Source organism: Mesorhizobium caraganae (genome assembly GCF_016836705.1).
GTDB lineage: Bacteria > Pseudomonadota > Alphaproteobacteria > Rhizobiales > Rhizobiaceae > Mesorhizobium > Mesorhizobium caraganae.
The window spans coordinates 1-24,720 of record NZ_JAFCGY010000035.1 but is presented as its reverse complement, the minus strand read 5'-3'; the positions used below and the strand labels follow the sequence as shown (position 1 = coordinate 24,720).

The 24,720-nt window shown below is 62.7% G+C and carries 23 protein-coding genes and 2 pseudogenes; 13 read left to right on the top strand and 12 right to left on the bottom strand.

Annotated features, from left to right (window positions below):
* Positions 1-77: 77 nt before the first annotated feature.
* Positions 78-1,682, bottom strand: coding sequence for an ABC transporter substrate-binding protein (locus tag JQK88_RS30895; protein ID WP_203280444.1), 1,605 nt, complete (start codon positions 1,680-1,682; stop codon positions 78-80).
* Positions 1,683-2,056: 374 nt separating this feature from the next.
* On the opposite strand from JQK88_RS30895, the gene JQK88_RS30890 reads away from it, so the two are divergent.
* Positions 2,057-3,247 (top strand): M24 family metallopeptidase, encoded by a 1,191-nt coding sequence (locus JQK88_RS30890; RefSeq protein ID WP_203280443.1) that lies wholly within the window; start codon positions 2,057-2,059, stop codon positions 3,245-3,247.
* A 174-nt stretch (positions 3,248-3,421) separates the two neighbouring features.
* On the opposite strand, the gene JQK88_RS30885 is transcribed toward JQK88_RS30890, so the two are convergent.
* Genes JQK88_RS30885 through JQK88_RS30875 form a run of 3 tightly spaced genes read right to left on the bottom strand, consistent with a single transcriptional unit; the run spans position 3,422 to position 5,905 of the window.
* Positions 3,422-3,841 (bottom strand): cupin domain-containing protein, encoded by a 420-nt coding sequence (locus JQK88_RS30885; protein WP_203280442.1) that lies wholly within the window; start codon positions 3,839-3,841, stop codon positions 3,422-3,424.
* Positions 3,838-4,698: a phosphoenolpyruvate hydrolase family protein gene (locus JQK88_RS30880; RefSeq protein ID WP_203280441.1), complete on the bottom strand. Its 861-nt coding sequence runs from the start codon at positions 4,696-4,698 to the stop codon at positions 3,838-3,840. The genes JQK88_RS30885 and JQK88_RS30880 overlap by 4 nt, the downstream gene beginning before the upstream one ends.
* A gap of 10 nt (positions 4,699-4,708) precedes the next feature.
* Positions 4,709-5,905 carry a Tm-1-like ATP-binding domain-containing protein gene (locus JQK88_RS30875; RefSeq protein WP_203280440.1) on the bottom strand — a complete coding sequence of 399 codons (1,197 nt, stop codon included), beginning with the start codon at positions 5,903-5,905 and terminating at the stop codon, positions 4,709-4,711.
* A 113-nt stretch (positions 5,906-6,018) separates the two neighbouring features.
* On the opposite strand from JQK88_RS30875, the gene JQK88_RS30870 reads away from it, so the two are divergent.
* The 7 genes from JQK88_RS30870 (at position 6,019) to JQK88_RS30840 (ending at position 12,749) form a co-directional block, all read left to right on the top strand.
* Positions 6,019-6,702 (top strand): TetR/AcrR family transcriptional regulator, encoded by a 684-nt coding sequence (locus tag JQK88_RS30870; RefSeq protein ID WP_203280439.1) that lies wholly within the window; start codon positions 6,019-6,021, stop codon positions 6,700-6,702.
* 359 nt (positions 6,703-7,061) lie between these two features.
* Positions 7,062-8,378: an ABC transporter substrate-binding protein gene (locus JQK88_RS30865; RefSeq protein ID WP_203280438.1), complete on the top strand. Its 1,317-nt coding sequence runs from the start codon at positions 7,062-7,064 to the stop codon at positions 8,376-8,378.
* 68 nt (positions 8,379-8,446) lie between these two features.
* On the top strand, positions 8,447-9,352 hold the full coding sequence (locus JQK88_RS30860; RefSeq protein ID WP_203280437.1) for a carbohydrate ABC transporter permease: 906 nt from the start codon (positions 8,447-8,449) through the stop codon (positions 9,350-9,352).
* A gap of 1 nt (position 9,353) precedes the next feature.
* Complete coding sequence (locus JQK88_RS30855) at positions 9,354-10,313, top strand: carbohydrate ABC transporter permease (RefSeq protein ID WP_203280436.1); 960 nt, start codon at positions 9,354-9,356, stop codon at positions 10,311-10,313.
* Positions 10,310-10,546 (top strand): hypothetical protein, encoded by a 237-nt coding sequence (locus JQK88_RS30850; RefSeq protein WP_203280435.1) that lies wholly within the window; start codon positions 10,310-10,312, stop codon positions 10,544-10,546. Before JQK88_RS30855 ends, JQK88_RS30850 begins: the two co-directional genes overlap by 4 nt.
* Complete coding sequence (locus JQK88_RS30845; RefSeq protein ID WP_203280434.1) at positions 10,543-11,646, top strand: ABC transporter ATP-binding protein; 1,104 nt, start codon at positions 10,543-10,545, stop codon at positions 11,644-11,646. Before JQK88_RS30850 ends, JQK88_RS30845 begins: the two co-directional genes overlap by 4 nt.
* Positions 11,646-12,749 carry an ABC transporter ATP-binding protein gene (locus JQK88_RS30840; protein ID WP_203280433.1) on the top strand — a complete coding sequence of 368 codons (1,104 nt, stop codon included), beginning with the start codon at positions 11,646-11,648 and terminating at the stop codon, positions 12,747-12,749. Before JQK88_RS30845 ends, JQK88_RS30840 begins: the two co-directional genes overlap by 1 nt.
* Before the next feature lie 59 nt (positions 12,750-12,808).
* On the opposite strand, the gene JQK88_RS30835 is transcribed toward JQK88_RS30840, so the two are convergent.
* Complete coding sequence (locus JQK88_RS30835) at positions 12,809-13,240, bottom strand: DUF4437 domain-containing protein (RefSeq protein WP_203280432.1); 432 nt, start codon at positions 13,238-13,240, stop codon at positions 12,809-12,811.
* 115 nt (positions 13,241-13,355) lie between these two features.
* A pseudogene (locus JQK88_RS30830) lies at positions 13,356-14,271 on the bottom strand (AraC family transcriptional regulator).
* 7 nt (positions 14,272-14,278) lie between these two features.
* Here JQK88_RS30830 and JQK88_RS30825 point away from each other — a divergent pair.
* Positions 14,279-14,452 (top strand): annotated as a pseudogene (locus tag JQK88_RS30825) (MFS transporter); the annotation flags it as partial.
* 85 nt (positions 14,453-14,537) lie between these two features.
* On the opposite strand, the gene JQK88_RS30820 reads toward JQK88_RS30825, so the two are convergent.
* The gene (locus tag JQK88_RS30820) at positions 14,538-14,885 is read right to left on the bottom strand and encodes a GFA family protein (RefSeq protein ID WP_203280431.1); all 348 of its coding nucleotides are present in this window, start codon (positions 14,883-14,885) and stop codon (positions 14,538-14,540) included.
* Between the two features lie 131 nt (positions 14,886-15,016).
* Here JQK88_RS30820 and JQK88_RS30815 point away from each other — a divergent pair, with 131 nt between their 5' ends.
* Positions 15,017-16,309: an amidase gene (locus JQK88_RS30815; RefSeq protein WP_203280430.1), complete on the top strand. Its 1,293-nt coding sequence runs from the start codon at positions 15,017-15,019 to the stop codon at positions 16,307-16,309.
* 13 nt (positions 16,310-16,322) lie between these two features.
* Here JQK88_RS30815 and JQK88_RS30810 read toward each other — a convergent pair whose 3' ends face one another.
* From JQK88_RS30810 to JQK88_RS30790, 5 genes are all read right to left on the bottom strand, one after another.
* Positions 16,323-16,712, bottom strand: a complete 390-nt coding sequence (locus tag JQK88_RS30810) for a hypothetical protein (RefSeq protein ID WP_192259234.1) — start codon at positions 16,710-16,712, stop codon at positions 16,323-16,325.
* Between the two features lie 53 nt (positions 16,713-16,765).
* Complete coding sequence (locus JQK88_RS30805) at positions 16,766-17,743, bottom strand: NAD(P)-dependent oxidoreductase (RefSeq protein WP_192259233.1); 978 nt, start codon at positions 17,741-17,743, stop codon at positions 16,766-16,768.
* Between the two features lie 87 nt (positions 17,744-17,830).
* A complete protein-coding gene (locus JQK88_RS30800) occupies positions 17,831-18,547 on the bottom strand; it encodes a FadR/GntR family transcriptional regulator (protein ID WP_192259232.1) in 717 nt (238 codons plus the stop codon).
* Positions 18,548-18,549: 2 nt separating this feature from the next.
* Positions 18,550-19,719: a mandelate racemase/muconate lactonizing enzyme family protein gene (locus JQK88_RS30795; protein WP_203280429.1), complete on the bottom strand. Its 1,170-nt coding sequence runs from the start codon at positions 19,717-19,719 to the stop codon at positions 18,550-18,552.
* A 56-nt stretch (positions 19,720-19,775) separates the two neighbouring features.
* A complete protein-coding gene (locus tag JQK88_RS30790) occupies positions 19,776-20,663 on the bottom strand; it encodes a sugar phosphate isomerase/epimerase family protein (protein WP_112562828.1) in 888 nt (295 codons plus the stop codon).
* 401 nt (positions 20,664-21,064) lie between these two features.
* On the opposite strand from JQK88_RS30790, the gene JQK88_RS30785 reads away from it, so the two are divergent.
* The 3 genes from JQK88_RS30785 to JQK88_RS30775 all read left to right on the top strand — a co-directional run bounded on the left by JQK88_RS30785 (position 21,065) and on the right by JQK88_RS30775 (position 24,433).
* A complete protein-coding gene (locus JQK88_RS30785) occupies positions 21,065-22,120 on the top strand; it encodes a sugar phosphate isomerase/epimerase family protein (protein ID WP_192259230.1) in 1,056 nt (351 codons plus the stop codon).
* 60 nt (positions 22,121-22,180) lie between these two features.
* Positions 22,181-23,368, top strand: coding sequence for a Gfo/Idh/MocA family protein (locus JQK88_RS30780; protein WP_192259229.1), 1,188 nt, complete (start codon positions 22,181-22,183; stop codon positions 23,366-23,368).
* Positions 23,369-23,581: 213 nt separating this feature from the next.
* Complete coding sequence (locus JQK88_RS30775; RefSeq protein ID WP_192259228.1) at positions 23,582-24,433, top strand: sugar phosphate isomerase/epimerase family protein; 852 nt, start codon at positions 23,582-23,584, stop codon at positions 24,431-24,433.
* Positions 24,434-24,720 lie beyond the last annotated feature (287 nt).

Genomic DNA, 24,720 nt, shown 5'->3' with positions numbered 1-24,720 from the left:
AGGGGGTGTGAAGAAACGCGGCCCTACGCCATGTCCTCACACCAATTTCATCGCGAACTTTCATCCGCGCAAATGTGTCACGATTCCAGATACGTGTCCGCCCAGTTCGAAACCGCCCAGCGCGGATTGTTGGCGATATTCCCCACCGTGTCGCGCGCAACGCTGATAAAACTCCACTCCGCAACGTTGATCAGCGGCAGGTCGGCGGCCACCTCCTTCTGGAATTCCTTGTAGAGGTCGGTGCGCGCTGCGGTGTCGAGCGTTTCCGATGCCTTGGCAATCAGCGCATCGAGCGCATCGTTCTTGTAGCCGCCCTGGTTGGAGAACGGCACGCCGTCCGGAATGCCGCTCTGCACCAGGATGGTGGTCGAGATCGCCGGGTCGCCGCGGAACACTGGCGGGCCGACGGCGAGGTCGAAGGCGTGGTCGGTGTAGACCGCCTTGATGTGCGCGGGCGCATCGTTGTTGACGATCTCGGCGTCGATGCCGATGGCAGCCAGCGCCTGGCGCAGATAGTCGCCGAATTGTTTGGTCTCGTTGAAATAGGGCGCCGGCAGGAGTTTGAGCGCAAAGCGCTTGCCATCATCGGCCTTGCCGTAGCCGGCCTCGTCGAGCAGTGCGTTGGCCTTGGCGACGTCGAACGGATAGGTCGGCACGTCGGCGGTGTAGAATTGCGGATCGTTCTTCGGCACCGGGCCGGTGGCGGTCGCGGCATAGCCGAGGAACACCGTCTTGACGACGAAATCCTTGTCGATGGCATGCGCGATCGCCTGGCGCACCTTCACGTCGGCCAGTTCCTTGCGGCGATGGTTGATCTCGACGACGAGCTGGTAGGTTAGCCCCTCATAGCCCTTGGAGATGACCTTCAGGCCCGGCACCTTGGAGATGCGGTCGAGGTCGGCCAGTGGCACCGCGGAAAAGGCGGCGAGCTGGATCTCCTCGGCCTCGAGCGCGGCCGCCGCCGACGTGCGGTCAGGCAGCACCTGATAGATGATCTCGTCGAGATAGGGCTCGTCCTTGCCCCAGTAGTCGGCATTCCTGGTCAGCTTGTAGTACTGGCCGGCCTTGTACTCGCCGAACTTGAACGGGCCGGTGCCGATGGGCGCATTGTTGGCCGGGTTCTCCTCGATCTTGCCGACCTCATAGACATGCTTTGGCACCACGCTCGACAGCGCCGGCAAGGCGTTGCGGATGAGCTGGAATGGAGTCGGCTTGGCGAATTTGAATACGGCGGTGAAGTCGTCCGGGGTATCGACGCTGGCCAGATCCTTGAACACGGTGCGGCCGAGATTTTGCAGCGGCTTCCAGATTTGCAGCGCCGAGAAGGCAACGTCGGCCGAGGTGAACGGCTTGCCGTCATGCCATTTGACGCCCTCGCGCAGCTTGAAGGTCACCGACAGCCCGTCGGCGGCGCCCTCCCAGGAGAGAGCAAGGCGCGGCTCAAGCCCATCCTTGCCGTCGAAGGAGGCTTCGGCCAACGTTTCGACGATCTTGCTGGAGATGAAGAAAACGCCGTTGGAGGCGACAATCGCCGGATTGAGATTGCGCGGTTCGGAATCGGCGGCAAGCACGAGCCGGCCGCCCTTCTTCGGCGTCTGCGTCCAGCCAATCGCCGGCATGGCGGTGGAGGCCAGCAGCAGGGCCGACCCCGAAAGCAGCGTGCGTCTGGAAATATCTGACATGATCGAACTCCGTCCTCTCCACGACCCTGCCGGGCGCGCCAATCTCCCTCGGATACCAGCGGGTCCGCCAGCCTCCTTGTAGCGCCGATTATGGGCCTTGTGCGGGGTTTCGCCAGAGACGGAATTGGCGCATCCTTGCTTGGCTTTGAAATTTTCGTCCGCTGGACCAGTTAGAAGAAGTGGCTCCATCCAATCATTCTGGTAGGACCAGATTGGCTGGGTAGCCGACGAATGACGATTTGCTGACTGGCCTGGTGACGCCATTTCCCTATTTCTGGCTGGACCAGAGTGAGCAAAATGGTGCAGATTTGATCAACAGTCAGGGGATCGGGCGCAGCGCGACCGGCGATCCCACTGAAATCAGGGAGAGAACAATGAACATTGCCCCGGGCAAGAATGCCGTCAGCAATATTCCGTTCGACCAGGCGAGGGTCGACCGGCTGATGGAGGAAGCCGGCATCGATGTGCTGCTGGCGACGTCCAAGCACAACACGCAATATCTGCTCGGCGGCTACAAGTTCATCTTCTTTGCCGCCATGGATGCGATCGGCCACAGCCGCTATCTGCCCGTTGTCGTCTACGAAAAGGGCGGGCCCGAGCATGCGGCCTATATCGGCAACCGGATGGAAGGGGCCGAACATCAGAACAACCCGTTCTGGACGCCGACGCTGCACGCCGCCTGCTGGGGCACGCTCGACGCCGCCAATCTCGCAGTGGAGCATGTGCTCAAGATCGGCAAGGCTGGCGCGCGCATCGGCATCGAGCCAGCCTTCCTGCCGTCCGACGCCTATGCGCTGATCCGCAAGGCGCTGCCGGACGCCAAGCTGATCGACGCGACCGACATGCTGGAGCGCGTGCGCGCCATCAAGACCGATGCCGAGCTGGAAAAGCTGCGCATCGCTTCCGAGCTGATCACCGATTCCATGCTGGCGACCATCCAATGGGCGCGCGAAGGCACCACCAAGGCCGATATTATCGAGCATCTGCGGCGCGAGGAAACCAATCGCGGCGCGCATTTCGAATATTGCCTGCTGACGCTAGGCTCCAGCCACAATCGGGCGGCGTCACCGCAGGCGTGGAAGAAGGGCGAGGTGCTGTCGATCGATTCCGGCGGCAATTACCATGGCTATATTGGCGATCTCTGCCGCATGGGCATTCTCGGTGAACCCGATGCCGAACTGGAAGATCTGTTGGCCGAGGTCGAGACGGTGCAGCAGGCGGCCTTCTCCAAGGTCAAGGCAGGCACCATCGGCGGCGACATGATTTCGCATGCCGAGGGGGTGCTGAAGGCCTCCAAGGTTGCGCCCTATACGGATTTCTTCACCCACGGCATGGGGCTGATCACGCATGAGGCGCCGTTCCTGATGACCAACCATCCGGTGACGTACGAAGGCACTTACGCCGCCAAGCCCCTGGAAACGAACATGGTGCTCTCGGTGGAGACGACCATGCTTCACCCGACGCGAGGGTTCATCAAGCTGGAGGATACGCTGGCGGTGACGGATACGGGGTATGTGATGTTCGGGGATAGGGCGCGGGGATGGAACAGGGGTGGGATTTCATAAGGGGTAAGTAGGCGCTGCCCCTCATCCACCTGCCGGCACCTTCTCCCCGTAGAACGGGGAGAAGAGAGCAGCTCTGGCGATTTGCGAAATCGTCGATGAGAGCATCTTTCTCCCCGTCACTATACGGGGAGAAATGTCCGGCAGGACAATGAGGGGCGGCGCTGCCTTATAAGGTTATTTCCCACCCGCCTGGATCAGCCTGAAATCCGGCAGCTCCCGCAGCACCAGTTCCGGCCCGGCCGGCGAGTAAACGACGAAGAGCTGCATCGGTCCGTCACCTGTATTCAGCGTCGAATGAAACCGGCTTTCCGGCACATAGATGGTGCAGCCGGGCCCGACTTTCGCCACCACCGGGTTGCCGTTCTCGTCCTCGACCATCTGCTCGCCATTGCCTGAGATGACGAAGATGATCTCTTCCGCGCCGGGATGATTGTGGCGGGTGTGGCCCTTGCCTGAGGGCAGGTCGACGACGCCGCCGGAAAAGCGCATCGCGCCATTCACTTCCGGAGCGACCGTCAGCGCCAGCTTGCCCCAGTCGAAGCCGAAGGCGCTGACGTCCTTCGGGTAGACAAACACCTTGCTCTTGTCGGTCATCTCTCATCCCTTCTTTTCTTCTGGTCGTGCAGCGTGACGGCTTTGAAATCCGCCGTCTGCCTGGCGATCGCGGCTTCCGCCGGCAGCCGTTCCATCGAGCTTGCGCCATAGAAGCCATGCAGGCCTTTGCAGCGGTCGAGAATGTAGCGGGCGTCGTCCGGCATCGAGATCGGTCCGCCATGGCAAAGCAGGATGACGTCCTTGCGCACCGAACGCGCGGCGTTGGCGATGGCGTCGATCTGGACAACGCAGTCGTCGAGCGACTTGGCCGACGTCGCGCCGATCGAGCCACCGGTCGTCACGCCCATATGGGCGACGATGATGTCGGCGCCGGCTCGTGCCATGGCGCGAGCCTCGTCCGGGTTGAAGACATAGGGCGTGGTCAACAGGTCGAGCTTGTGCGCCTCGGCGATCATGTCGACCTCGAGCCCGAAGCCCATGCCGGTTTCTTCAAAACTCTGCCGCATGCTGCCGTCGAACAGGCCGATGGTGGGGAAATTCTGCACGCCGGAAAAGCCCATCGTCTTCAGCTCGGTGAGAAGCAGCGGCATGATGACGAAGGGATCGGTGCCGTTGACGCCGGCTAGAACCGGCGTCTTCTTCACCACCGGCAGCACCTCATAAGCCATTTCCTTGACGATCTCGTTGGCATTGCCGTAGGCGAGCAGGCCGGCGGCCGAGCCGCGTCCGGCCATGCGGTAGCGGCCGGAATTGTAGATGATGATCAGGTCGATGCCGCCGGCTTCCTCGGCCTTGGCCGAGAGGCCGGTGCCGGCGCCGCCGCCGACGATGGGCACACCGTCGGCGATCATCGCCTTAAACTTCTTCAGTATGTCCTTGCGCGGTATGGCAGCCATGTCTGGGCTCTCACTGTCTGGCGATGTCGAGGAAGGCCGCGGTTGCGGCCTTGGCAAATTCCGGGTCGTTGATGTGCAGCGGCAGCCGTGTCACGCGGCGCGTGGCGTTCGGCTTGATGGTTCGCTCGATGGCGTCGAACAGGATGGCGTCAGCTTGCGGATCGAAGAAGGCACCGCCCTCGATGTCGAGCGCCGATACGCCTTTTTCCGGGATCAGGAAATGCACCGGTCCCTCGCAGCGGCTCAGCTTCTCGCCGATCCATTCGCCGATGCTGCGGCATTCTTCGGCTGTGGTGCGCATCAGCGTGACGTTGGGGTTGTGCTCGTAAAACAGCCGGCCGCGATATTTCTCGGGAATGGTCGGTGGAGCCCAGAAATTGACCATGTCGAGCGCGCCGACAGAACCGACATAGGGGAGCTTGGTGCGAGCAATGGCGCCGAAGCGATCTTCCGTCGCCGGCAACACGCCGCCGAACAGCAGGTCGCAGACCTCCGTCGTGGTGATGTCGATGACGCCGGCGAGCAGGCCGCTGTCGGCGAGCTTCTCCATCGAGCGGCCGCCAGTGCCGGTGGCGTGGAAGACCATGCAGTCGTAGTTTGCCCGGAGCTGGTCGGCGATGGCCGTCACGCAAGGGGTGGTGACGCCGAACATGGTCAGCCCGAGCGCTGGTTTGCCGGTTGCAGCCGGCGCGGGTTTCGACGCCATGCCCGCGATGGCCTGCGCCGCATTATGCAACACCGTGCGGGAGAGCCGGTTCAGTCCCGCCATATCGGTCACCGAGGGCATCATGATGATGTCGGAGACGTCGACATAGGGCGCTGTGTCGCCGGAGGCGAGTGTCGAGACCATGATCTTCGGGACGCCCAGCGGCAGCGCGCGCATGCCTGAGGTGACGATCGAGGTACCACCGCCGCCACCGATGCCGATAATGCCGGCTACGTCGTCGCGGGACTGGATGAAGCTGGTGAAGGCAGCGCCCATTCCGGCCACCGCCGTACCGCGATCATCTATGCCGAGCACGGCGCTAGCTCCGCCCGGGTGATGTGCGGCGACCTCGCTGGCTGGAATATCGACCGGCACGGTGGCGCCGCGCGTGCCGATGTCGACGCGGGCTACCGAACTGCCGGTGGCGGCAATCGTATCGGCCAGGAAGGCAAGCTCTTCGCCCTTGGTGTCGGCTGTGCCCACCACATAGATGCGTTTCATCGCGTTCTCCCGTCGCCGGCTGACCCCGCGTTGAGCCGCCCGCCGCTCACTTGCCCGGCCCTTCGTTGAACGAAGGCCATTGCAATTTTTTGAGACGCGCGTATCGTATTGACATGGATGTCTCACGTCAACAAGCTGCAGCAGGCGACGACGCCAAAGAGGCTGCCGAACGCGGCCCGCGCGCCCGCACGAGGCGGCTGATGCTGGAGACGGCGACGCGGCTGATGCAAGCGGGGGTCACTCCGTCGGTGAGCGAAGTCGCGGAAGCGGCTGAAGTCTCGCGCGCCACCGCTTATCGCTATTTCCCGAGCCAGGCAGCCCTGGTGCATGCCGTGGTCGACGAGGGGCTCGGGCCGATCCTGACCTGGCAATCGGCTTCGAAAGATCCGCAACGCCGCGTCGCCGAATTGTTCGACACGGCCATGCCGTGCATCGAGGCTTTCGAGGCAACCTTCAAGGCAGCGCTGAAACTGTCGCTCGACCAGTGGGCGCAGCGTCAGGCGGGCACGCTGGGGGGCGAGCCGCAGTTCACACGCGGTCATCGCGTCCAGCTGCTGAAGGATGCAATTGCGCCGCTCAAGGGGCAGCTGCCGCCGCGCGAATTCAAGCGCCTGGCGCAGGCGCTGTCGATGATGTTCGGCGTCGAATTGCTGATCGTGCTGAAGGACATATGGGGGCTCGACAGCCGCGGCATGCGGTCGGTCGCGCAATGGGCGGCTGGCGCCTTGGTGCGCGCCGCGATGGCGGAATCGATGACAGAAGCGGATACGGCGCGGCCGGCGGAAGCGATGAAATAGCGCCAATCTGGTTCGACCAGATTTGAGCGGCCACTACCGATGTTAACCTGGATGTGGGTACCGAAACAAGGCTCTCCTATATCAAGGAGTAGGAAAATTAAGGGAAAACAGTCAGATACATGAGAAATCCGGTTATGCAAGCTCCGGCTGTGGTCCAAGAAAGAGCTTGACGGCTATCCAAAATTGGTAATACCAGATCAGGGCAGATAAAGCGGATCGAAAGTGAGAGCTGCGGTCCATTTTCCGGCAAAGCGCGGAGGCTTGGAACCGGAAAGGTGCGATCTCGGGAGGAACTACCAGGGCCGGCCCCGTTGCCGGCTCGCATGATACGGTAGAATGCGCACAAGGGAGGAAACATTATGCGCAAGACAATGACCAGCCTGCTTGCTGGTATCGGCTTAGTGCTTGCCTGCGGAACGTCCGTTTACGCGCAGGATAAATCGCTCACCATCTTCTGGGCGGAATGGGATCCGGCCAATTACCTGCAGGAACTCGGCAACGAGTACGAGAAGGAAACCGGCGTCAAGATCACGGTGGAAACCACACCGTGGCCCGACTTCCAGACCAAGGCCTTCACCGAGTTCAACGCCCATGGCGACGCCTATGATATGGTCGTCGGCGACTCGCAATGGCTCGGCGCCGGCTCGACCGGTGGCCACTATGTCGACCTGACCGACTTCTTCAACAAGCACAAGGTCGGCGACGTGATGGCACCGGCGACGGTGAAATACTATGCCGAATATCCGGGCGGCAGCAGCAAGTACTGGGCGATCCCGCTCGAAGGCGACGCCGTCGGCTGGTCCTATCGCAAGGACTGGTTCGAAGACCCCAAGGAAAAGGAAGCCTTCAAGGCCAAGTATGGCTACGATCTCGACGTGCCGAAGGATTTCAAGGCGTTGCGCGACATCGCCGAATTCTTCCACCGGCCGGACCAGAAGAAATACGGCATCGCCATCTACACCGACAATACCTATGACGCGATGGCGATGGGCTTCGAGAACGCGCTGTTCTCCTATGGCGGCGAACTGGGTGACTATTCGACCTACAAGGTCGATGGTTTCATCAACTCCGACAAGGCGATAGCGGCGCTCGACGCCTACAAGGAACTCTACACGTTCACGCCTCCGGGCTGGGCCAAGTCGTTCTTCGTCGAGGACAACCAGGCGATCACCGAGAACCTGGCGGCGATGAGCATGAACTACTTCGCGTTCTTTCCCTCGCTGATCAACGAGGCGTCGAACCCGAACGCCAAGAACACCGGCTTCTTCGCCAACCCCCCGGGCCCGAACGGCGACCAGTTCGCCGCACTCGGCGGCCAGGGCATCTCCATCGTCTCCTACTCCAAGAAGCAGGACGAGGCGACGAAGTTCCTTGAATGGTTCATCAAGGACGAGACCCAGAAGAAGTGGGCAGCCCTCGGCGGCTACACCTGCAGCGCCGCGGTGCTCAAGTCGGACGAGTTCCAGAACGCCACGCCCTACAACAAGGCCTTCTATGAGACCATGTTCAAGGTGAAGGACTTCTGGGCGGTGCCCGAATATGCCGAACTGCTGCAGCAGCTCAACCAGCGCATCTATCCCTACGTGATCGGTGGTCCCGGCACCGCCAAGGAGACGCTGGATGCGCTTGCCGCCGACTGGAACGCGACCTTCAAGAAATACGGCCGCGGGCAGTAACCGACTTCTTCACGGAGGGGGCGATTGGGGCCTCCTCCGTTTTCTTTTTCAGAACCGGGAGCAGGGTCTTGGCGACCACGATGATCACCACGCTGGACAGGTCCTCGCGAGCCGCTGCACGCGGTCTCAGCGACATTTCGATCCGCAACCTCTTCATCATTCCGACGATCCTGTTCCTGATCGTCTTCAACATCTTCCCGCTGATCTATTCGCTGGGCTATTCCTTCACCGATTTCCGTGCGTCGACCAATGCGCCGGCAAATTTCGTCGGGCTGCAGAATTATCGCGACCTGCTTGGCGACCCCTATGTCTGGTCCAACTTCGCCGTCACGGCGAAATACGTCATCATCTCGGTCGCCGGCCAGCTGCTCGTCGGTTTCGGCGTCGCCATGCTGCTCAATCGCGACATCCCGCTCAAGGGCTTGCTGACGACGCTGCTGCTTTTGCCGATGATGTTGTCGATGGCGGTCGTCGGCCTGTTTTGGAAACTGCTCTACGATCCGTCCTTCGGCATCATCAACTATGCGCTCGGTCTCGGCACCTTCGAATGGCTGTCGGATCCGAAAATGGCGCTCTATGCAGTTGCGCTGACCGACATCTGGATGTGGTCGCCCTTCGTCATGCTGTTGTCGCTGGCCGGCCTGTCGGCGGTGCCGAAGCATCTGTATGAGGCAGCGGCGATCGACCGCGCCGGACCGTTCTACACCTTCTTCCGCATCACCCTGCCGCTGGTTGCGCCGATCCTGATGATCGCGGTCATCTTCCGCACCATGGAGGCGTTCAAGACCTTCGATCTCGCCTACATCCTGACCAGCCAGCCGACGGCCGAACTGATCTCGATCCGGCTCTACAAGATGGCGTTCCAGGAATGGCAGACCGGGCGCTCCTGTGCACTCGCCTACATCGTGCTGATCATGGTGCTGGCGATCACCAACATCTACGTGAAGTACCTCAACAAGGTGAAGGAGCGCTGAAATGGCCGCCGTCCGCACTTCTTCCGAAATAGGCTTCAACCGCGTCGCCATCGTCGCTGTCCTGCTGGTGACGATCATCTTCCTGGCGCCGATCTACTGGATTGCCTCGACGGCGTTCAAGCCGCGCAATCTCGCCACCACCATCCCGCCGACGGTCGTCTTCCAGCCGGAAATATCGCCCTTCGTGAAGCTGTTCGCCAAGCGCTCGCAGATGCGCAACCCGGCGTCGCCGGAAGAGTATGCAGCCGCTCCCTGGTGGGAGCGGGTCGTTTTCGACGGTGGCGAAAAGATCGTGCGCGACGGCAAGGGCGAAGTGCAGTGGTCCGGCTATCCGAGCCGCTTCATGAACTCGTTGATCGTGGCCATAACCTCGACCGTACTGGCGGTCGGCATGGGCACGTTCACCGCCTACGGCTTCTCGCGCTTCAAGGTGAAGGGGGAGGCGGACCTGCTCTTCTTCATCCTGTCGACACGCATGCTGCCGCCGGTGGTCGTCGCCATCCCCATGTTCCTGATGTACCGCGCGGTCGGGCTCAACGATTCCCATCTCGGCCTGGTCATTCTCTATACCGCTTTCAACCTGTCCTTCTCGGTCTGGCTGATGAAAGGCTTCATGGACGAGATCCCGAAGGAATATGAGGAGGCGGCGCTCGTCGATGGCTATACCCGCATGGAGGCCTTCTTCAAGATCGTGCTGCCCGAGGCCGCCACCGGCATCGCTGCCACCGCCGTCTTCTGCTTTATCACGGCTTGGAACGAATATGCCTTCGCACTGATCATGACCAGCCGCCGTGCCCAAACGGCACCGCCCTTCATCCCCAGCCAGGTCGGCTCCGGCCTGCCGGACTGGACGGTGATTGCCGCCGGCACCTTCCTGTTCCTGCTGCCGGTCGCGATCTTCACCTTCCTGCTGCGCAATCACCTGCTGCGCGGCATGTCTTTCGGAGCGATCCGCAAATGAGCTTTCGCGCCATCAACCAGAAATATCTAGAACCCGGAAGCCAGGTGCTGATGGTGCTCGGCATCATCGCGCTCTGCCAGCCCTGGAACATGCTGCTGCATAGTTATGGCGTGACCATCATCCTGATCGGCCTGATCGGCTTCAACATCACCTCAAAGATCGCGCCGGAAGAGAAGGCCGGCACTGGCCACGGCGCGGACGAGCCGGCGCGAAATCCGGGAGCACCGCATTGACCCAGATCGAGCTTCGTGGCGTTCAGAAATTCTTCGGCGCCGTCCAGGTCATCAAGGACCTCAACCTCAAAATCAACGACAACGAATTCATCGTGCTGCTCGGCCAGTCCGGCTGCGGCAAGACGACGACGCTGCGCGCCATTGCCGGGCTGGAGACGATCGATGGCGGCGATATACTGATCGACGGCAAGCCGGTGCAGCATCTCAAGGCCGCCGACCGCGACATCGCCATGGTGTTCCAGTCGTTCTCGCTCTATCCGCATATGAGCGTCTACGAGAATGTTGCTTTCCCACTCAGGGCAACGCGAAAGAGCAAGGCTGAGATCGACCAGGAAGTGCGCTCGGTCGCCAAGACGCTGCAGATCACCGGCCTCCTGGCCAAGAAGCCGTCGGCGCTGTCGGGCGGCGACATGCAGCGCGTCGCTATCGGCAGGGCGCTGGTGCGGCGCCCCAAGGCGATGCTGATGGACGAACCGATCGGCGCGCTCGACGCCAAATTGCGCGAGGAGATGCGCGCCGAGATCAAGCGGCTGCACATCAAGCAGGGCTCGACCACCATCTATGTCACGCATGACCAGATCGAGGCGATGAGCCTCGCCGATCGCATCGTCATCATGCATGAGGGCGTGTTGCAGCAGGTCGGCTCGCCAGACGAGGTCTATTCGCATCCGGCCAATCTGTTCGTGGCGCAGTTCGTCGGCAGCCCGGTGATGAATGTCGCCGATGCGTCGGTCGCAGAAACAGCGTCCTCGGCCTCGGTCACCGTCGGTGGTGCTGCCGCCGGTTTCGAATTCCCGCGGGCTCTTCTGTCCAGGCTCAATGGCCATGCCGGCGGCCAGCTGGCGCTCGGCATACGGCCCGAAGGCGTGCTGGTGCGCCATGAAGCGGCGGAGGGCTTCCTGCCGGTCGAAACGCAGATCGTCGAGCCGCTCGGCTCCTTCGACATTGTCGACCTCAAGGTCGGCTCCAAAATGCTGCGTGCCCGCACCAAGAGCGGCTTCGTCGGTGGCCCCGGCGAAAGGGTCTTCGCCAGGATCGATCCGACGCAGGCGCATTTCTTCGATACGGCAAGCGGCAAGTCGCTTGGGGTGAGGCTCTGATGGCGCATATCCAGCTCAAGAATATATCCAAGAGCTTCGGCAACCACACCGCGCTGACCGGGCTCAATCTCGAGATCGCCGATGGCGAGTTCTTCGTGCTGCTCGGCGAGACGGGAGCCGGCAAGACGACGACGCTGCGCATGGTCGCCGGCCTCGAAAAGCCGACGGAAGGCCAGGTGTTCATCGACGGCGTCGATGTCGCCGACTGGGGTGCGGCCGAGCGCGACGTGGCACTGGTGCTGCAGCAATATTCGCTCTACCCGCGTTATACCGTGCGCGAGAACCTGGAATTCCCGCTGAAGCCGAAGATCCGCCGGCTGCCCGATGCCGAGATCAAGGACCGCGTTGGGCGGGCCGCCAAGACACTGCGGATCGAGCATCTTCTCGACCGCAAGACCGATCGCCTCTCAGGCGGCGAAATGCAGCGCGTTTCGATCGGCCGCGCCATCGTGCGCAAGCCGCGCGTGTTCCTGATGGACGAGCCGCTGTCGGCGCTCGACGCCAAGCTGCGCGAGGCGCTACGGACGGAGCTGAAGAACCTGCAGATACAGCTCGGCGCCACCTTCCTGTTCGTCACCCACGACCAGATCGAGGCGATGTCGATGGGCGACAAGGTCGGCGTGTTGAACCACGGCCGCATCGTGCAGACCGGCACGCCGCACGAGATCTACAACAATCCGCGCGATACCTATGTGGCGAGCTTCGTCGGCTCGCCGCCGATGAACCTCATCGACGGCCGGCTGGTGGATAATCGCGCGGTGATGGCGCCGATGAATTTCGAGCTGCCGCTTTCAGGGGGAGCCAAGGGTTTTGGAGGGGCGAAAGCGGGCGCGGCGACCGAAGGGCGCCCGCTCGTCTTCGGCATCCGTCCGGAAGACGTCTATCTGGAGAGTGGTGCACCGGTCGAGGCGCGCGTCCACGATGTCGAGAACCATGGCGTGGAAAAGATCCTGACTCTGCGGGTCGGCGACACGACGCTGCGCGCCACCGTGCCGGCCAGGACCGATGTGGCGATCGAGCAATCGGTGCGCTTCGCGTGGAATGCGGACAAGGTCGTGCTGTTCGACAAGGGCAGCGGCGTAAGCCTGCGCCACGCCAGCTGACCCCTTGTGCACTCTACGCCGGCGGCTGACCTGTCACGAATCTACAGGCGATCGTGTGGCTATTTCTGGAAATAGGTCTCGTAGGGCGTGTCGTTGATCAGCAGGATCACGCACTCCGTCTCCGACAGGCAGGCGTCGTCGTGCATCTCATTGGCCTTTTGGGTCCAGTAGGACCCTGGCGGCAGTTCGACCTTGGTCGCTTCGCCGCTCTCCATCTGCCAGTGCGCCCACAGCCCCTTGATCACCACTGCGCGGTAGTCGGCGGTGTGCGCATGCACCGGCGCGCGCCAGTTTCCGGGAACTTTCAGCAAGGTGCCGGCCGGCCCCTTGGCCCGCTCGCCCCATAATGGGCCAAGGCGATGCGGCTGGTCGGGCACTTCGGCGACATAGGGAATCTTGTCGGCCGGCAGGTAGCTGTCCTCGAGGGCGAAGGCGCGAGCGGGAAAGATGCACAGAATGGCGAGCGCTAGAAGCGCAGAGCGACTGGACATGGTGGTTCCTCCGCCTGCGAGACTATGGAGGTTGGTCGCGCCTGCAATGACATGCCGTCCAAAAGGTTTGGCAATTTCTCCAGCCGCAGAGGGGCTGGCGGGACGTCCCCGAATCTTACGAGTGGATGTCGCCGCCGCCGGTGTTGCGCAGATGGCTCGGTGCGACGCCCATCACCCGCTTGAAGGCGCGGCTGAAGGAAGCCTCCGAATCGTAGCCCCAGTTTCGCCGCCGCCACCGACACTCTCAAACCGTCGCGGGTAAGCCATTGCCGGGCCTGGTGCATGCGCACGCGCAGCACATATTTGGCCGGAGTTTCGCCGACGACGGTGGCAAAGCGCTGGGCGAAGGCGGAGCGCGAGGCGCCCATCAGCCTTGCCAGCGCCTCGACCGTCCAGTCGCGGTCGGGCTGCAGGTGAATGGCGGCGAGCACCTTGCCGACATCGGGATTGCGCACGGCGGCAATCCAGCCGGAGGCATCGCCGCAGCCATTCTCCACCCAGGAGCGGATGATGGTGGCGGCGAGCACATCGGCAAGACGCGCCAGAATGCCGCCGGAGCCGACCCGGTCCATCGTCACCTCGCCGGCCATGGCATCGAGCAAATGCTGGATGCCTGGCGCGTTGGTCATGAGCTTATGCGCCTGCATCAGATTGGGCATCATGTCGAGCAGCGGGTGCGAGCCGTCGAGGTTGAAGTGCATGCTGCCACAGAACAACAACGTCTTGCAGCCATCGCAGCCGTTGGAGACGTCGTAGATGTTCTCGCATACCGGTTCGATCGAGTAGCGGCCGATCGGAACGGGTGGCACGCCTGGCGCGCTGGCCAGAATATGCTCGTCGCCGCGCGGGATCAGCAGCGCGTCGCCCACCGACAGTTCGATCCACTCCTTCGACGGCGAAAACAGCCAGCAGCTTTGCTGTCCCATGAAATGGAACCGCGCCGCTTTCTGCGCGGGAAAGGACACGGCCCAGGGCTCGCCAAGCACGCAGCGGCCATAGTCGACGCCGTCGAGGCGCAAGCCGCGCAGCATGTCGGTCAGCGGGTCGCCGCTGATGGTGTCGACCTTCCAGGTGGCGATTGCGCTGGGCGCTGTCTTCGGCGGCCTGCTGGTCGACAATGCCGGTGTGGCCAGCGCCTTCGCCTATTGCGGCGCTGCGACCTTGCTGGCAGCGATCCTGGTGTTCGCGCGCGGCCCGAAAAGCGCTGGGTAATCTAGCCCGAAAACCATCGCTGGCAGCGGCCCGAGGACCATCGCGGTTTTCGGGCTGCTGTTGTGATGAGGCTACCGAGTAGGTTTCAGACCGAGCGGCCGTCGAAGTCAAAGATCGACAGGGAGGATGGGTCGATATCGGCGACGCAGTGGATGTTGATATAGGCACTGCGTTCACTGCCTTCGCGAACATCCTCGGCAAAGGGATGGATGCCGCAGGTGCGGCAGAAGCGATGCGCCATCGCATGATTGCCGAATGTATAGGTGCCGAGATCATCACCCCAGGCCAGCACGGTCAGGCTGGCATGCGGGATAGCGCATAGAAGCGCGCCCTTACGCGAGCAGATCGAACAATTGCACCGCACGGCGCCGGTCAGCTCTGCCTTGAATTCGAACGCCACCTTGCCGCAGTGGCAGCTGCCTTTGTACAGCATCGGTCTCTTCCTATCGCTGGCAGGTGCAAAGGCACGCTGGCCGGGTTATCCCTTCCGCAGGCCCAACCTGCCGCTTGAACTCTCTGTGCTTGCTTTAAAGACGTTGCATCCTGGCGGAGTCCGACATCGACATGCAATCAATCCGCGATCATCTCGAAATCATCCTGTCACGTCTTGCCAATCGTGCGGCAGAAGAGAAGGTCTACACCAAGGTCTATGCCGAAGCCGCGCGGGCCGCGGCCGATGCCAGCGATGCTCGCAAACGGGCCGGCGTGAGCCTCGGGCCACTCGACGGCACCATTGTCTCGATCAAGGATCTGTTCGATGTCGCCGGCGAACCGACCACGGCCGGTTCACTGATGCTAAGGGACACCGCACCTCGCCGGCACGACGCGGCAATCGTCAACCGGCTGCGGCAGGCCGGCACTGTCATCATCGGCAAGACCAACATGACCGAATTCGCCTTCACCGCGATCGGCGACAACCAGCACTATGGCACACCCGGCAATGCCGCCGACGCGAGCCGCATTCCCGGCGGCTCGTCCTCGGGCGCCGGCGTTTCCGTGGCCGAGGGCACATGCGACATCGCCATCGGCTCGGATACTGGCGGCTCGGTGCGCATCCCGGCATCGCTGAACGGCGTCGTCGGCTTCAAGCCGACGGCTCGGCGGGTGCCGTTGACCGGCGCCTATCCCCTGTCAGCGACGCTGGATTCGATTGGGCCGCTCGCGCTGAGCGTCGCCGCCTGCGCGGTCGCCGACGCCGTCATGTCAGGGGACGAACTCCCGCCGCTGCATCTGCCACTGTCAGTTGCCGGCCTCCGCGTTGGCGTCCCGCGCGGTGTGCTGTTCGACGAGACGGAGCCGGAGGTCGCGGCAGGCTTCGAGCGATGCTTGAGCGCGCTGGAGCAAAGCGGCGTGCACGTCGTCGACCTGTTGATCGACGATCTGATTGCCGAGATGCGCACGGCGACCAAACGCGCCTCGATCGCATCGATGGAAGGTGCCGAGGTTCATGCCGACTGGCTGTCCGTCGGAGCATCGGTTCCGGTGGACCCGCATGTCAGCGGGCCGCTTTCGCGAGCACTCGCCATTCCTGCATCGGTCTATATCAGGTCCATCCGCCGCTGCGGCGAGCTAGCCGCCGCCATGGCCGAGCGCCTGGCGTCGATCGATGTGCTTGCCCTGCCGACCGTGCCAATCGTCGCGCCCTCGATCGCCACCATGGCCGGCGACGAAGCGCTGCGCAACAAGGCCGAAAGCCTGCTGTTGCGCAACACGCAGGTCGCCAACCAGTTCGACCTCTGCGCCATCTCGCTGCCGATGCCCGATATGACGTTGCCGGCCGGGCTGATGCTGGTGGCGCGCAACGGCCATGACCATCATTTGCTGCGCATCGCGGCTGAGGTCGAAAGGCTGTTCTGACCGGCGTCCAGTATCAGCGCGGCGAGCAGTGCTTGCGTTCGCTGTCCTTGGCTGTGCGTTCGATGCCGGTCGCGACCAATGTCGGCAGGCTGTACTGCTTGCCGTTGAAGCTGTGCGGCCGGTTCTCGATGGTACCTGCGACAACGAGCTTGCCGGCATAGAGTTTGTCCGGAAGGTCGAGCGCCTTGTCCTGCTGCGGCAGGCCGTCAATATCGACCCACACGCCCTTGACGACCTTGCCAGTGGTGAGGTCAAGCGCGCTGGTGGAAGGGCAGGGCGCCATCACGCACCGCAGGCCGTTGTCGCAAGGCACGTAGCTGCCTTGCCCATCGGCCTGAGCCTCGGTAGCTGCCATGCAGATGCCGGCAATCAGAACAAGAATTCGGGTAACGCTTTGGGCCATGTCGGCGAAGCTCGTCGCCAAATCCGCGAAAATTGAGGCGGGTCGCAGAACCGTCAGTCGGCCGGAAACCGCCTGCGGTAGTGCTCGACCACGTCGGGATTGCGCAGATTGACCGGCAGCCGGTTGGCCAGCACCAGCAAGGTCTCGCCGGCAGCACCCACACCCATGCGCATCATCGACTGCTCGGTAATGCCCGCCATATGCGGGGTGACGATGACATTGTCAAAGCCGAAATAGGGGTGATTTGCCGGCAGCGGCTGCGTGGCAAAGACGTCGAGCGCGGCGCCGCCAATGCGGTCCTTGCGCAAGGCCTCGATCAGCGCGTCGTCGTCGATCACAGGCCCGCGCGAAATGTTGATCAAAAGCGCGTCGGGCTTCATGCGGGCGATGCGCTCGCGGTTGATCAGGCCGCGTGTCTCCGGCGTAAGCGGGCAACACAACACGATGATGTCGCTCTGTTCGACCAGCGCGTCGATCGACAGGAAGCCGATCCTGTCGGGGGCCGGCTGCATGCTGCGCGTCGTCGCCACCACGTTGAGGCCGAAGCCGTGCGCGGCGATATGGCCGACCGCCTGGCCGATGGCGCCGAAGCCGATAATGCCGATGGTCTTGCCGGCAAGCTCACTGGCATGGCTGGCGTGGTCGCGGCCGGCATTCCAGCCTTTGGCGCGCAGGTCGCGGTCGACCGAGCGGAAGCGGCGAAGCAAAGCAAGCGCCGCGAACATCACATATTCGGCGACCGAGCGCGCATTGACCGCCGGCACATTGGCGACCAGCACGCCGGCCGCGGCGGCGGCCTCCATCGGCACCATGTCGAGGCCGGCGCCGTGACGGACTGCTGCCCGAAGCTTCGTTGCGTTTTCGAACAGCGCCGGCGGCAGCGGCGCGCGCACGATGATGACGTCGGCGTTCTTCGCTTCCGCGGTCAGCGTTTCGGGGTCAAGCGCGGAGGCGACGACGAGTTCGCCGGCGCCGACCAGCATGGCGGAGGCACGCGGATGCAGCGTGTGCGTCGACAGGATTCTGGGCATGGTGCTCCCGTTTTTATCGCAATCCCAAGGGAAAGCGCTGCACGCTTTTCCCGGGGAAAACCGTTTCACACTTTTCCCGGAATTGCTCTAGACCTTTTCGAGTGTGGCGTTTTTCTGCTCCATGCCCCGGCCCTCGATGATCCCCTTCCAGTAGCTTTCGGCGCCTTGCAGATGGGCGCTCATCAGCGCCTGGGCGAGATTGCCGTCGCGGCGCAGCAGCGCCTCGTAGATCTGGATGTGCTCGGCATGCGAGCGCACTGAGCGCTCGGGGTCGTTGAAGTAGATCGGCAGGCGCAGCTCGCCCATCAGATAGTAGACGCTACAGATGTTGTGGAAGACGCCGTTCTTGGTTGCCCGCACGATTTCGAGATGGAATTCACGGTCCTCCTTGGCGAGACCCTCGCCGGCGGCGATGCGCTCTTCGGAAGCTTTCAGGATCTCGCGCAGGCGTTCGAAATTCTCCTCTGTGGCGCGCGAACAGGCAAGTTCGGCGGCCTTGATCTCGTGGATCTTGCGCAGCTCGACGGTCTCGTAGATCTGCACCGGATCGAGCGGCAAGCCCGCGCGCGCGAACAGCGCCAGCGCCTCGACGCTAGCCTGCCTGGTGTCGACATAGATGCCGGATTTGGCGCGGCGTTCGACGATGCGCATGGCTTCGAGAATGGCCAGCGCCTCGCGGATCTGACCGCGGCTGACGCTGAAATGCTCGGCCAGTTCGCGCTCCGAGGGCGTGCGGCCGGTCTCCTTGTCCGAATGGGAGAACAGATAGGCGGCGAGTTCGGCGAGAAGGTTCTTTTCTTTCATCGTCAACTGCGTTGCGCGTGCGCCTCCAGGAACCGCTCCGAAATGGTGAATCCCAGACCCGGCTTTTCAGGGATCGCTATCATACCGTCTTTTGCTTCGACAGTCTCTTCGACAAGATCGTGGATCATCGGGTTGGCGCCGAGCGAATATTCGACGGTGAAGCTAGCCGGCGAAGCAGCGCAGACATGCAGGCCGGCAAAGAAGCAAGGCGCGCCGGCCCACAGATGCGGGGCAAAGCGCAGATTGAAGGCGCTGGCAATGGTGCCGATCTTCATGGCTTCGCTGATGCCGCCGCAAAAGGCCGGATCGGGCTGGAAGATGTCGGCCGATTTTAGCACGGCGAGATCGCGGAAGGCGTAGCGCGTCGCCTCGCTTTCGCCGGTGGCGATCGGGATCGAGCCCGAGGCGCGAACCTCGGCCATGCCAGGCTTGTCGTCGGCGATGACCGGCTCCTCGAACCAGGCGAGGTCGAGATCGCTAGCCAAGCTGATGAAGCGCTTGGCCTCAGCCACCGTATAGGTGCCGTGGGCATCGACCATCAGTTCGACATCGGGGCCGAGCGCCTCCCGGGCGGCGCGGACTCGGGCGGCGGAAATGTGCGGGGCGCCGTCCATGGCGCCGATGCGCATCTTCAGCGCCTTGAAGCCGCCCTTGGCGATGTAGGATTTGAGTTGCTCGCCGATGGCGTCGGCGGCAGCCCAGCCGCCGGAGGCGTAGGCCTGCATGCGATCGAGCTTGCGGCCGCCGATAAGCCGCCAGACGGGCTGGCCGAGCGACTTGCCGAGGATATCCCACAGCGCAATGTCGACGGCACTGATTGCTGCCACGCTCATGCCGCGCCGCGCCAGTTGCGGCATGGCGTGGCCGGCATGCGCGGCTGTCTCGTGGCGCACGCCATTGTAGAGCATCTCCCAGATGACGCCGATGTCGGCGGGGTCGCGGCCGATTAGCTGCGGCCCGACCTCATGGTTCAGCATGTGGACCAGCGCGCCATAGCTGCCGGCGCTGCCGGCGGCGTTCTTGCCTTCGCCCCAGCCGACCAGCCCGTCGTCGGTCTCGATGCGCAGGATGGCGGCGTCGAAGGTCGTCACCTGGCCGAAGTCGCTGCGATGCTGCTTCGCGACTTCGATCGGTATGCGGACCCACCAGGCCTGGACGTTTCTGATGCGCATGGTCATCCCCGGCCCCGCCGCCGGCAGGCGGAAGGGCGCATTCCAAATCGGATCGGCTACTTGATCAGCGGCAATATTGTTTCGGCGGTGATGCGCATCTGGTCGGTGTAGAATTTCTCCGTCAGCACGCTGGAGCCGTGATCCTGGATGAACTTCAACTGCTCCGGCGAGATGTCGACCGGGTGGCGCTCGACCATGTCGGGATAGGGCGCGGCCGGCGTGCGGTCGACAGGCGCGACGAACTCGTTGGTCAGCGCGCCATCATAGCCGACTTCCTTCAGCGTCTGCACGATCCGTGGCCAGTCGATCTGGCCGAGGCCGGCGGCGAAGCGGTTGTTGTCGGCGACGTGGAAATCGAACAGGCGTTTGCCGACCTGGCGGATGGCGTCATAGACGTTAAATTCTTCCATGTGGATGTGGTAGGCGTCGAGGCAGACGCCGCATTCGGGGCTCACCGCATCGGCCAGGGCGAGGGCCTGCGCGCCGCGGTTGAACAGATAGGTCTCGAAGCGGTTGAGCGGCTCGACGGCGATCTTGACGCCGACTTTCTTGGCATGGGTGAAGCATTCGCGGGTGGCGTCGACCACCCACTTCCACTCCTCTTCCTCGGTGCCGTCCGGTACCACCTTGCCGACGGTGGCGGGCACAAGCGTGATGATCTCGCCGTCGAGCTCGCTGATCATGGTCAGCACGTCCTTGACGTACTGCACCGAGCGTTCGCGCTGACCCTGGTCCCTGGCGGCCAGGTTGCGTTCGCCAAGCATCAGCGTCACCGCACCCCAGCAGCGTATGCCGTGTTCTTTCAGCAGCGCGCGGGTCTCCTTGGTCTTGTACTGCTCGGGCTCGCCGGAAATCTCGATCGACTCGTAGCCGAATTTCTTGATGCGCTTCAGCGTCACCTCCAACGGCTCCGCGCGCATCCAGTTGTGCGTCGAAAGATGCATGGTCTATCCTTCCCAGAATTCGTCTGTGCCAGTTCGCCTGCGATGCGCCTCACTGAAGCGCGCCTCATGATTCCTCCCCAAGGCGCTCCAGCATTTTTACGCAAACTGGTTCGACCAATTGGGCCTGAATGGAGGTCTACAGCAATTTTTGTCACGCGGCAAGAACTGCCGCCGTGCGATCGCGGCATCCCTTTACTGTATTGATTATGCTTGTATATGTTCCCCATTTTGGGGTGCGCCGCCGGCTGCTCTTGCGAGTCAAATGGCTTGACCCATTTCCGCTATTTGGTAATACCAGAATGGCAAGTCGAGAATGCACATCACAAAAGACCAAAGAGGCTGGCCCTGCTTTCATCAGGCGCTATGCTTGGTCCCTGGAAAAATGAATTGGGAGGATGCCGATGCCGTCGACAATGAAAGGTCCGGGGCTGTTTCTGGCGCAGTTTGCGGGCGATGCCGCGCCATTCAATTCGCTGGCTTCGATCACCAAATGGGCGGCCGGTCTCGGCTACAAGGGCGTACAGATCCCGACCTGGGACGCACGCCTGTTCGACCTCAAGAAGGCGGCGTCTTCCAAGACCTATTGCGATGAAGTGAAAGGCATCTGTGCCGATGCCGGCGTCGAGATCACCGAACTGTCAACGCATCTTCAGGGGCAGTTGGTGGCGGTTCATCCCGCCTATGACGCGCAGTTCGACGGCTTCGCGCCCGCCTCGGTGCACAACAACCCGAAGGCGCGGCAGAAATGGGCGGTCGAGCAGATGGAGTTCGGCGCCAAGGCGTCGAAGAATCTGGGCCTGAAGGCTTCGGTGACGTTTTCCGGGGCGCTGGCCTTCCCGTACCTTTACCCTTGGCCACAGCGGCCGGCCGGGTTGATCGAGGAGGCCTTCGCCGAACTTGGCAAACGCTGGAAGCCGATCCTCGACGTTTATGACGAGAATGGCGTCGATGTCGGCTATGAGATCCATCCCGGCGAAGACATCTTCGACGGCGCCACCTTCGAAATGTTCCTCGACGCGGTCGGCGGCCACAAGCGCTGCAACATCAATTACGACCCGTCGCATTTCCTGTTGCAGCAACTCGACTATCTCGAATTCATCGACATCTATCACGAGCGGATCAAAGCGTTCCACGCCAAGGATGCCGAGTTCAACCCGACGGGACGGCAAGGCGTTTATTCCGGCTACCAGAGCTGGACCAACCGCGCTGGCCGCTTCCGTTCGCTGGGCGACGGGCAGGTCGATTTCGGCGGCATCTTCTCCAAGCTCACCCAATATGGCTACGATTCCTGGGCGGTGCTGGAATGGGAGTGCTGCCTGAAGCATCCGGAAGACGGCGCTGCCGAAGGCGCGCCCTTCATCCAGCACCACATCATCCGCGTGACGGAAAAGGCATTCGACGATTTCGCCGGCGGCACAACCGACAAGAAGATGCTGCGCGCGATGATGGGGATCTGACCGGCTTCGCCGGCAGTGGCAGACGCCAAAAGCAGAACGCACAAGACGAGGGAGACGATCATGGTCGGCGCATCGAAAGCTGAAACGGGAGGCGGCCCGATCCGCTATGGCATGGTCGGTGGCGGCCAGGGCGCTTTCATCGGCGCCGTGCACCGGATCGCGGCGCGCATGGACAATGACTTCGTGTTGGTGGCCGGCGCGCTGTCGGCCAATCCCGAGCGCGCCAAGGCTTCCGCCGCCGAACTCGGTCTCGACCCGGCGCGCAGCTACGCCTCCTATGCCGAGATGGCCAAGGCCGAAGCCAAGCGTCCGGACGGCATCGAGGCGGTTGCGATCGTCACCCCCAACAATGTGCACGTGCCGGCGGCGAAAGCTTTCCTCGAAGCCGGCATCCACGTGATCTGCGACAAGCCGCTGGCCACGACATTGGCCGAAGCGAAGAAGCTTGCGGCGATAGTCGAAAAGACCGGCAAGGTGTTCGTGCTGACGCACAATTACACCGCCTATCCGATGATCCGGCAGGCGCGCGAGATGGTGGCCAAGGGCCAGCTTGGCGATATCCGCATCGTGCAATCCGAGTACCCGCAGGACTGGCTGACGGAAGACCTTGCCGCCACCGGCCAGAAGCAGGCGGCTTGGCGCTCCGACCCCAAGCAGGCGGGTGCGGGCGGCGCGCTCGGCGACATCGGTACGCACGCCTACAATCTTGCGCGCTTCGTTTCCGGACTGGAGCTCGATTCGCTCTCGGCCGATCTCGACGCTTTCGTGCCGGGACGCCAGCTCGACGACAATGTCAACGTCATGCTGCGCTTCAAACCGGTCGGCAAGACGCATCCTGCCAAAGGCATGATCTGGGCGAGCCAGGTGGCGCCCGGCCACGAGAACGGGCTGAAGCTGCGCATCTACGGCTCGAAGGGCGGGCTGGAATGGGTACAGGCCGATCCGAACTATCTCTGGTACACGCCGTTCGGCCAGCCCAAGCAGCTGCTGACCCGCAATGGCGCCGGCGCGCTGCCGGTCGCCGGCCGCGTCAGCCGCGTCCCGTCAGGCCATCCCGAGGGCTATCTCGAAGGCTTCGCCAACATCTACCAGGAAGCCGCGCGGGCGATCCGCGCTGCACGCAAGAAGGGCGGCAAGCCGGGCAAGGATGTGGTGTTCCCGACCATCGAGGACGGCGTCGAAGGCATGGCGTTTATCGAAGCCTGCGTGAAGTCGTCGAAGAAGAATGGGGCGTGGACGAAACTTTAGGCGGCGCCTCCCCCTCACCCGGATTGCCAGCCGAATTGCAAAGGGCAATTCGGGACAATCCGACCTCTCCCCTAGGGGAGAGGAGAGGTGGCGCCGACGCCAAGTCTCTTCTCCCCTAGGGGCGAAGGTGGCCGCGAAGCGGCCGGATGAGGGGCATGGCGCGAAGTTGGCGACAGAAACCAGCGCGCGCCGTCACATCGGGAGGGAATGTCGATGAAAATCGGCATGTGTATGTTTTTGTGGACGACCAGCGTCTCGAAGAAGCATGAGGCGCTGCTCAGGGACATCAAGGCGACAGGCTTCGACGGCGTCGAAATCCCCGTCTTTGCCGGCACGCCTGACGACTACAGAAAACTCGGCGAAATGCTCGACCACATCGGGCTGGAGCGCACGGCTGTGACCGCGATGGGCGATCCGGGGATGAATCTGATTTCGCCGGATGCGGCGACCCGCAAGGCTGGCATCGACTACATGAAATGGGCGATCGACTGCAGCGTGGCACTCGGTTCCGACAAGCTGAGCGGACCGCTGCATTCGACGCTCGGCGCCTTTTCCGGCAGCGGGCCGACGGCGGCCGAGAAAAAACGCTCGGTCGCCTCGCAGCGCGCCATTGGCGACCATGCCGGCAAGAGGAACGTCACCATCGGGCTGGAGGCGCTCAACCGTTTCGAGTGCTACCTGCTCAACACGATGGCCGACCTGTCCGAGCACATCGACGCCATCGACCGGCCGCACATAAAGGCGATGTACGATACCTTCCACGCCAATATTGAGGAGGCCGACCCGATCGGCGCCTATACCAAGCACCGGCGGAATGTCGTGCATATCCACATTTCGGAGAACGATCGCGGCGTGCCGGGGCGTGGCAACATTCCGTGGAAGGAGACTTTTTCGGCGATCCGCAAGAGCGGCTATGACGACTGGCTGACGATCGAGGCGTTTGGCAGGTCGCTCAAGGATTTGGCGGCGGCGACCAAGGTTTGGCGGGATTTTTCGGAGAGCCCGGAGGCGGTTTATCGGGAGGGGTACAGGCATATCCGGGATGGGTGGAAGAGGGCGGCGTAAGCGCGCCGTTCAACAAGCGCCGGCGATCCTCCGCGCCCCCCTCTGTCCTACCGGACATCTCCCCCACGAGGGGGGAGATTGGCAGCTTCCGCGCTTCGCTCAATTCTGCAGCGTTGAAGATTGGCGAAGGTTGTGGTGACGACTGATCTCCCCCCAAAGTGCAGGGCTATCGCATATGAGTAAAGAGGTCATAGAAGAAGTCTTTGCTCCAGTTTGCCCTTCGCATCTTGCTGGCGATAGGTTTGTCGAGCGGATGGGCAGCCAAGATGTTTTGCGCGAGCCTTCGG

Excerpts from the sequence above, each read along its gene's own strand:
- JQK88_RS30775 (WP_192259228.1), top strand. The coding sequence starts at position 23,582 with ATGAAAATCGGCATGTGTATGTTTTTGTGGACGACCAGCGTCTCGAAG.
- JQK88_RS30785 (WP_192259230.1), top strand. The coding sequence starts at position 21,065 with ATGCCGTCGACAATGAAAGGTCCGGGGCTGTTTCTGGCGCAGTTTGCG.
- JQK88_RS30780 (WP_192259229.1), top strand. The coding sequence starts at position 22,181 with ATGGTCGGCGCATCGAAAGCTGAAACGGGAGGCGGCCCGATCCGCTAT.
- JQK88_RS30800 (WP_192259232.1), bottom strand. The coding sequence starts at position 18,547 with ATGAAAGAAAAGAACCTTCTCGCCGAACTCGCCGCCTATCTGTTCTCC.
- JQK88_RS30820 (WP_203280431.1), bottom strand. The coding sequence starts at position 14,885 with ATGCTGTACAAAGGCAGCTGCCACTGCGGCAAGGTGGCGTTCGAATTC.
- JQK88_RS30850 (WP_203280435.1), top strand. The coding sequence starts at position 10,310 with ATGAGCTTTCGCGCCATCAACCAGAAATATCTAGAACCCGGAAGCCAG.
- JQK88_RS30835 (WP_203280432.1), bottom strand. The coding sequence starts at position 13,240 with ATGTCCAGTCGCTCTGCGCTTCTAGCGCTCGCCATTCTGTGCATCTTT.
- JQK88_RS30805 (WP_192259233.1), bottom strand. The coding sequence starts at position 17,743 with ATGCCCAGAATCCTGTCGACGCACACGCTGCATCCGCGTGCCTCCGCC.
- JQK88_RS30810 (WP_192259234.1), bottom strand. The coding sequence starts at position 16,712 with ATGGCCCAAAGCGTTACCCGAATTCTTGTTCTGATTGCCGGCATCTGC.
- JQK88_RS30875 (WP_203280440.1), bottom strand. The coding sequence starts at position 5,905 with ATGAAACGCATCTATGTGGTGGGCACAGCCGACACCAAGGGCGAAGAG.
- JQK88_RS30855 (WP_203280436.1), top strand. The coding sequence starts at position 9,354 with ATGGCCGCCGTCCGCACTTCTTCCGAAATAGGCTTCAACCGCGTCGCC.
- JQK88_RS30815 (WP_203280430.1), top strand. The coding sequence starts at position 15,017 with ATGCAATCAATCCGCGATCATCTCGAAATCATCCTGTCACGTCTTGCC.
- JQK88_RS30865 (WP_203280438.1), top strand. The coding sequence starts at position 7,062 with ATGCGCAAGACAATGACCAGCCTGCTTGCTGGTATCGGCTTAGTGCTT.
- JQK88_RS30790 (WP_112562828.1), bottom strand. The coding sequence starts at position 20,663 with ATGCATCTTTCGACGCACAACTGGATGCGCGCGGAGCCGTTGGAGGTG.
- JQK88_RS30795 (WP_203280429.1), bottom strand. The coding sequence starts at position 19,719 with ATGCGCATCAGAAACGTCCAGGCCTGGTGGGTCCGCATACCGATCGAA.
- JQK88_RS30895 (WP_203280444.1), bottom strand. The coding sequence starts at position 1,682 with ATGTCAGATATTTCCAGACGCACGCTGCTTTCGGGGTCGGCCCTGCTG.
- JQK88_RS30890 (WP_203280443.1), top strand. The coding sequence starts at position 2,057 with ATGAACATTGCCCCGGGCAAGAATGCCGTCAGCAATATTCCGTTCGAC.
- JQK88_RS30880 (WP_203280441.1), bottom strand. The coding sequence starts at position 4,698 with ATGGCTGCCATACCGCGCAAGGACATACTGAAGAAGTTTAAGGCGATG.
- JQK88_RS30885 (WP_203280442.1), bottom strand. The coding sequence starts at position 3,841 with ATGACCGACAAGAGCAAGGTGTTTGTCTACCCGAAGGACGTCAGCGCC.
- JQK88_RS30870 (WP_203280439.1), top strand. The coding sequence starts at position 6,019 with ATGGATGTCTCACGTCAACAAGCTGCAGCAGGCGACGACGCCAAAGAG.
- JQK88_RS30840 (WP_203280433.1), top strand. The coding sequence starts at position 11,646 with ATGGCGCATATCCAGCTCAAGAATATATCCAAGAGCTTCGGCAACCAC.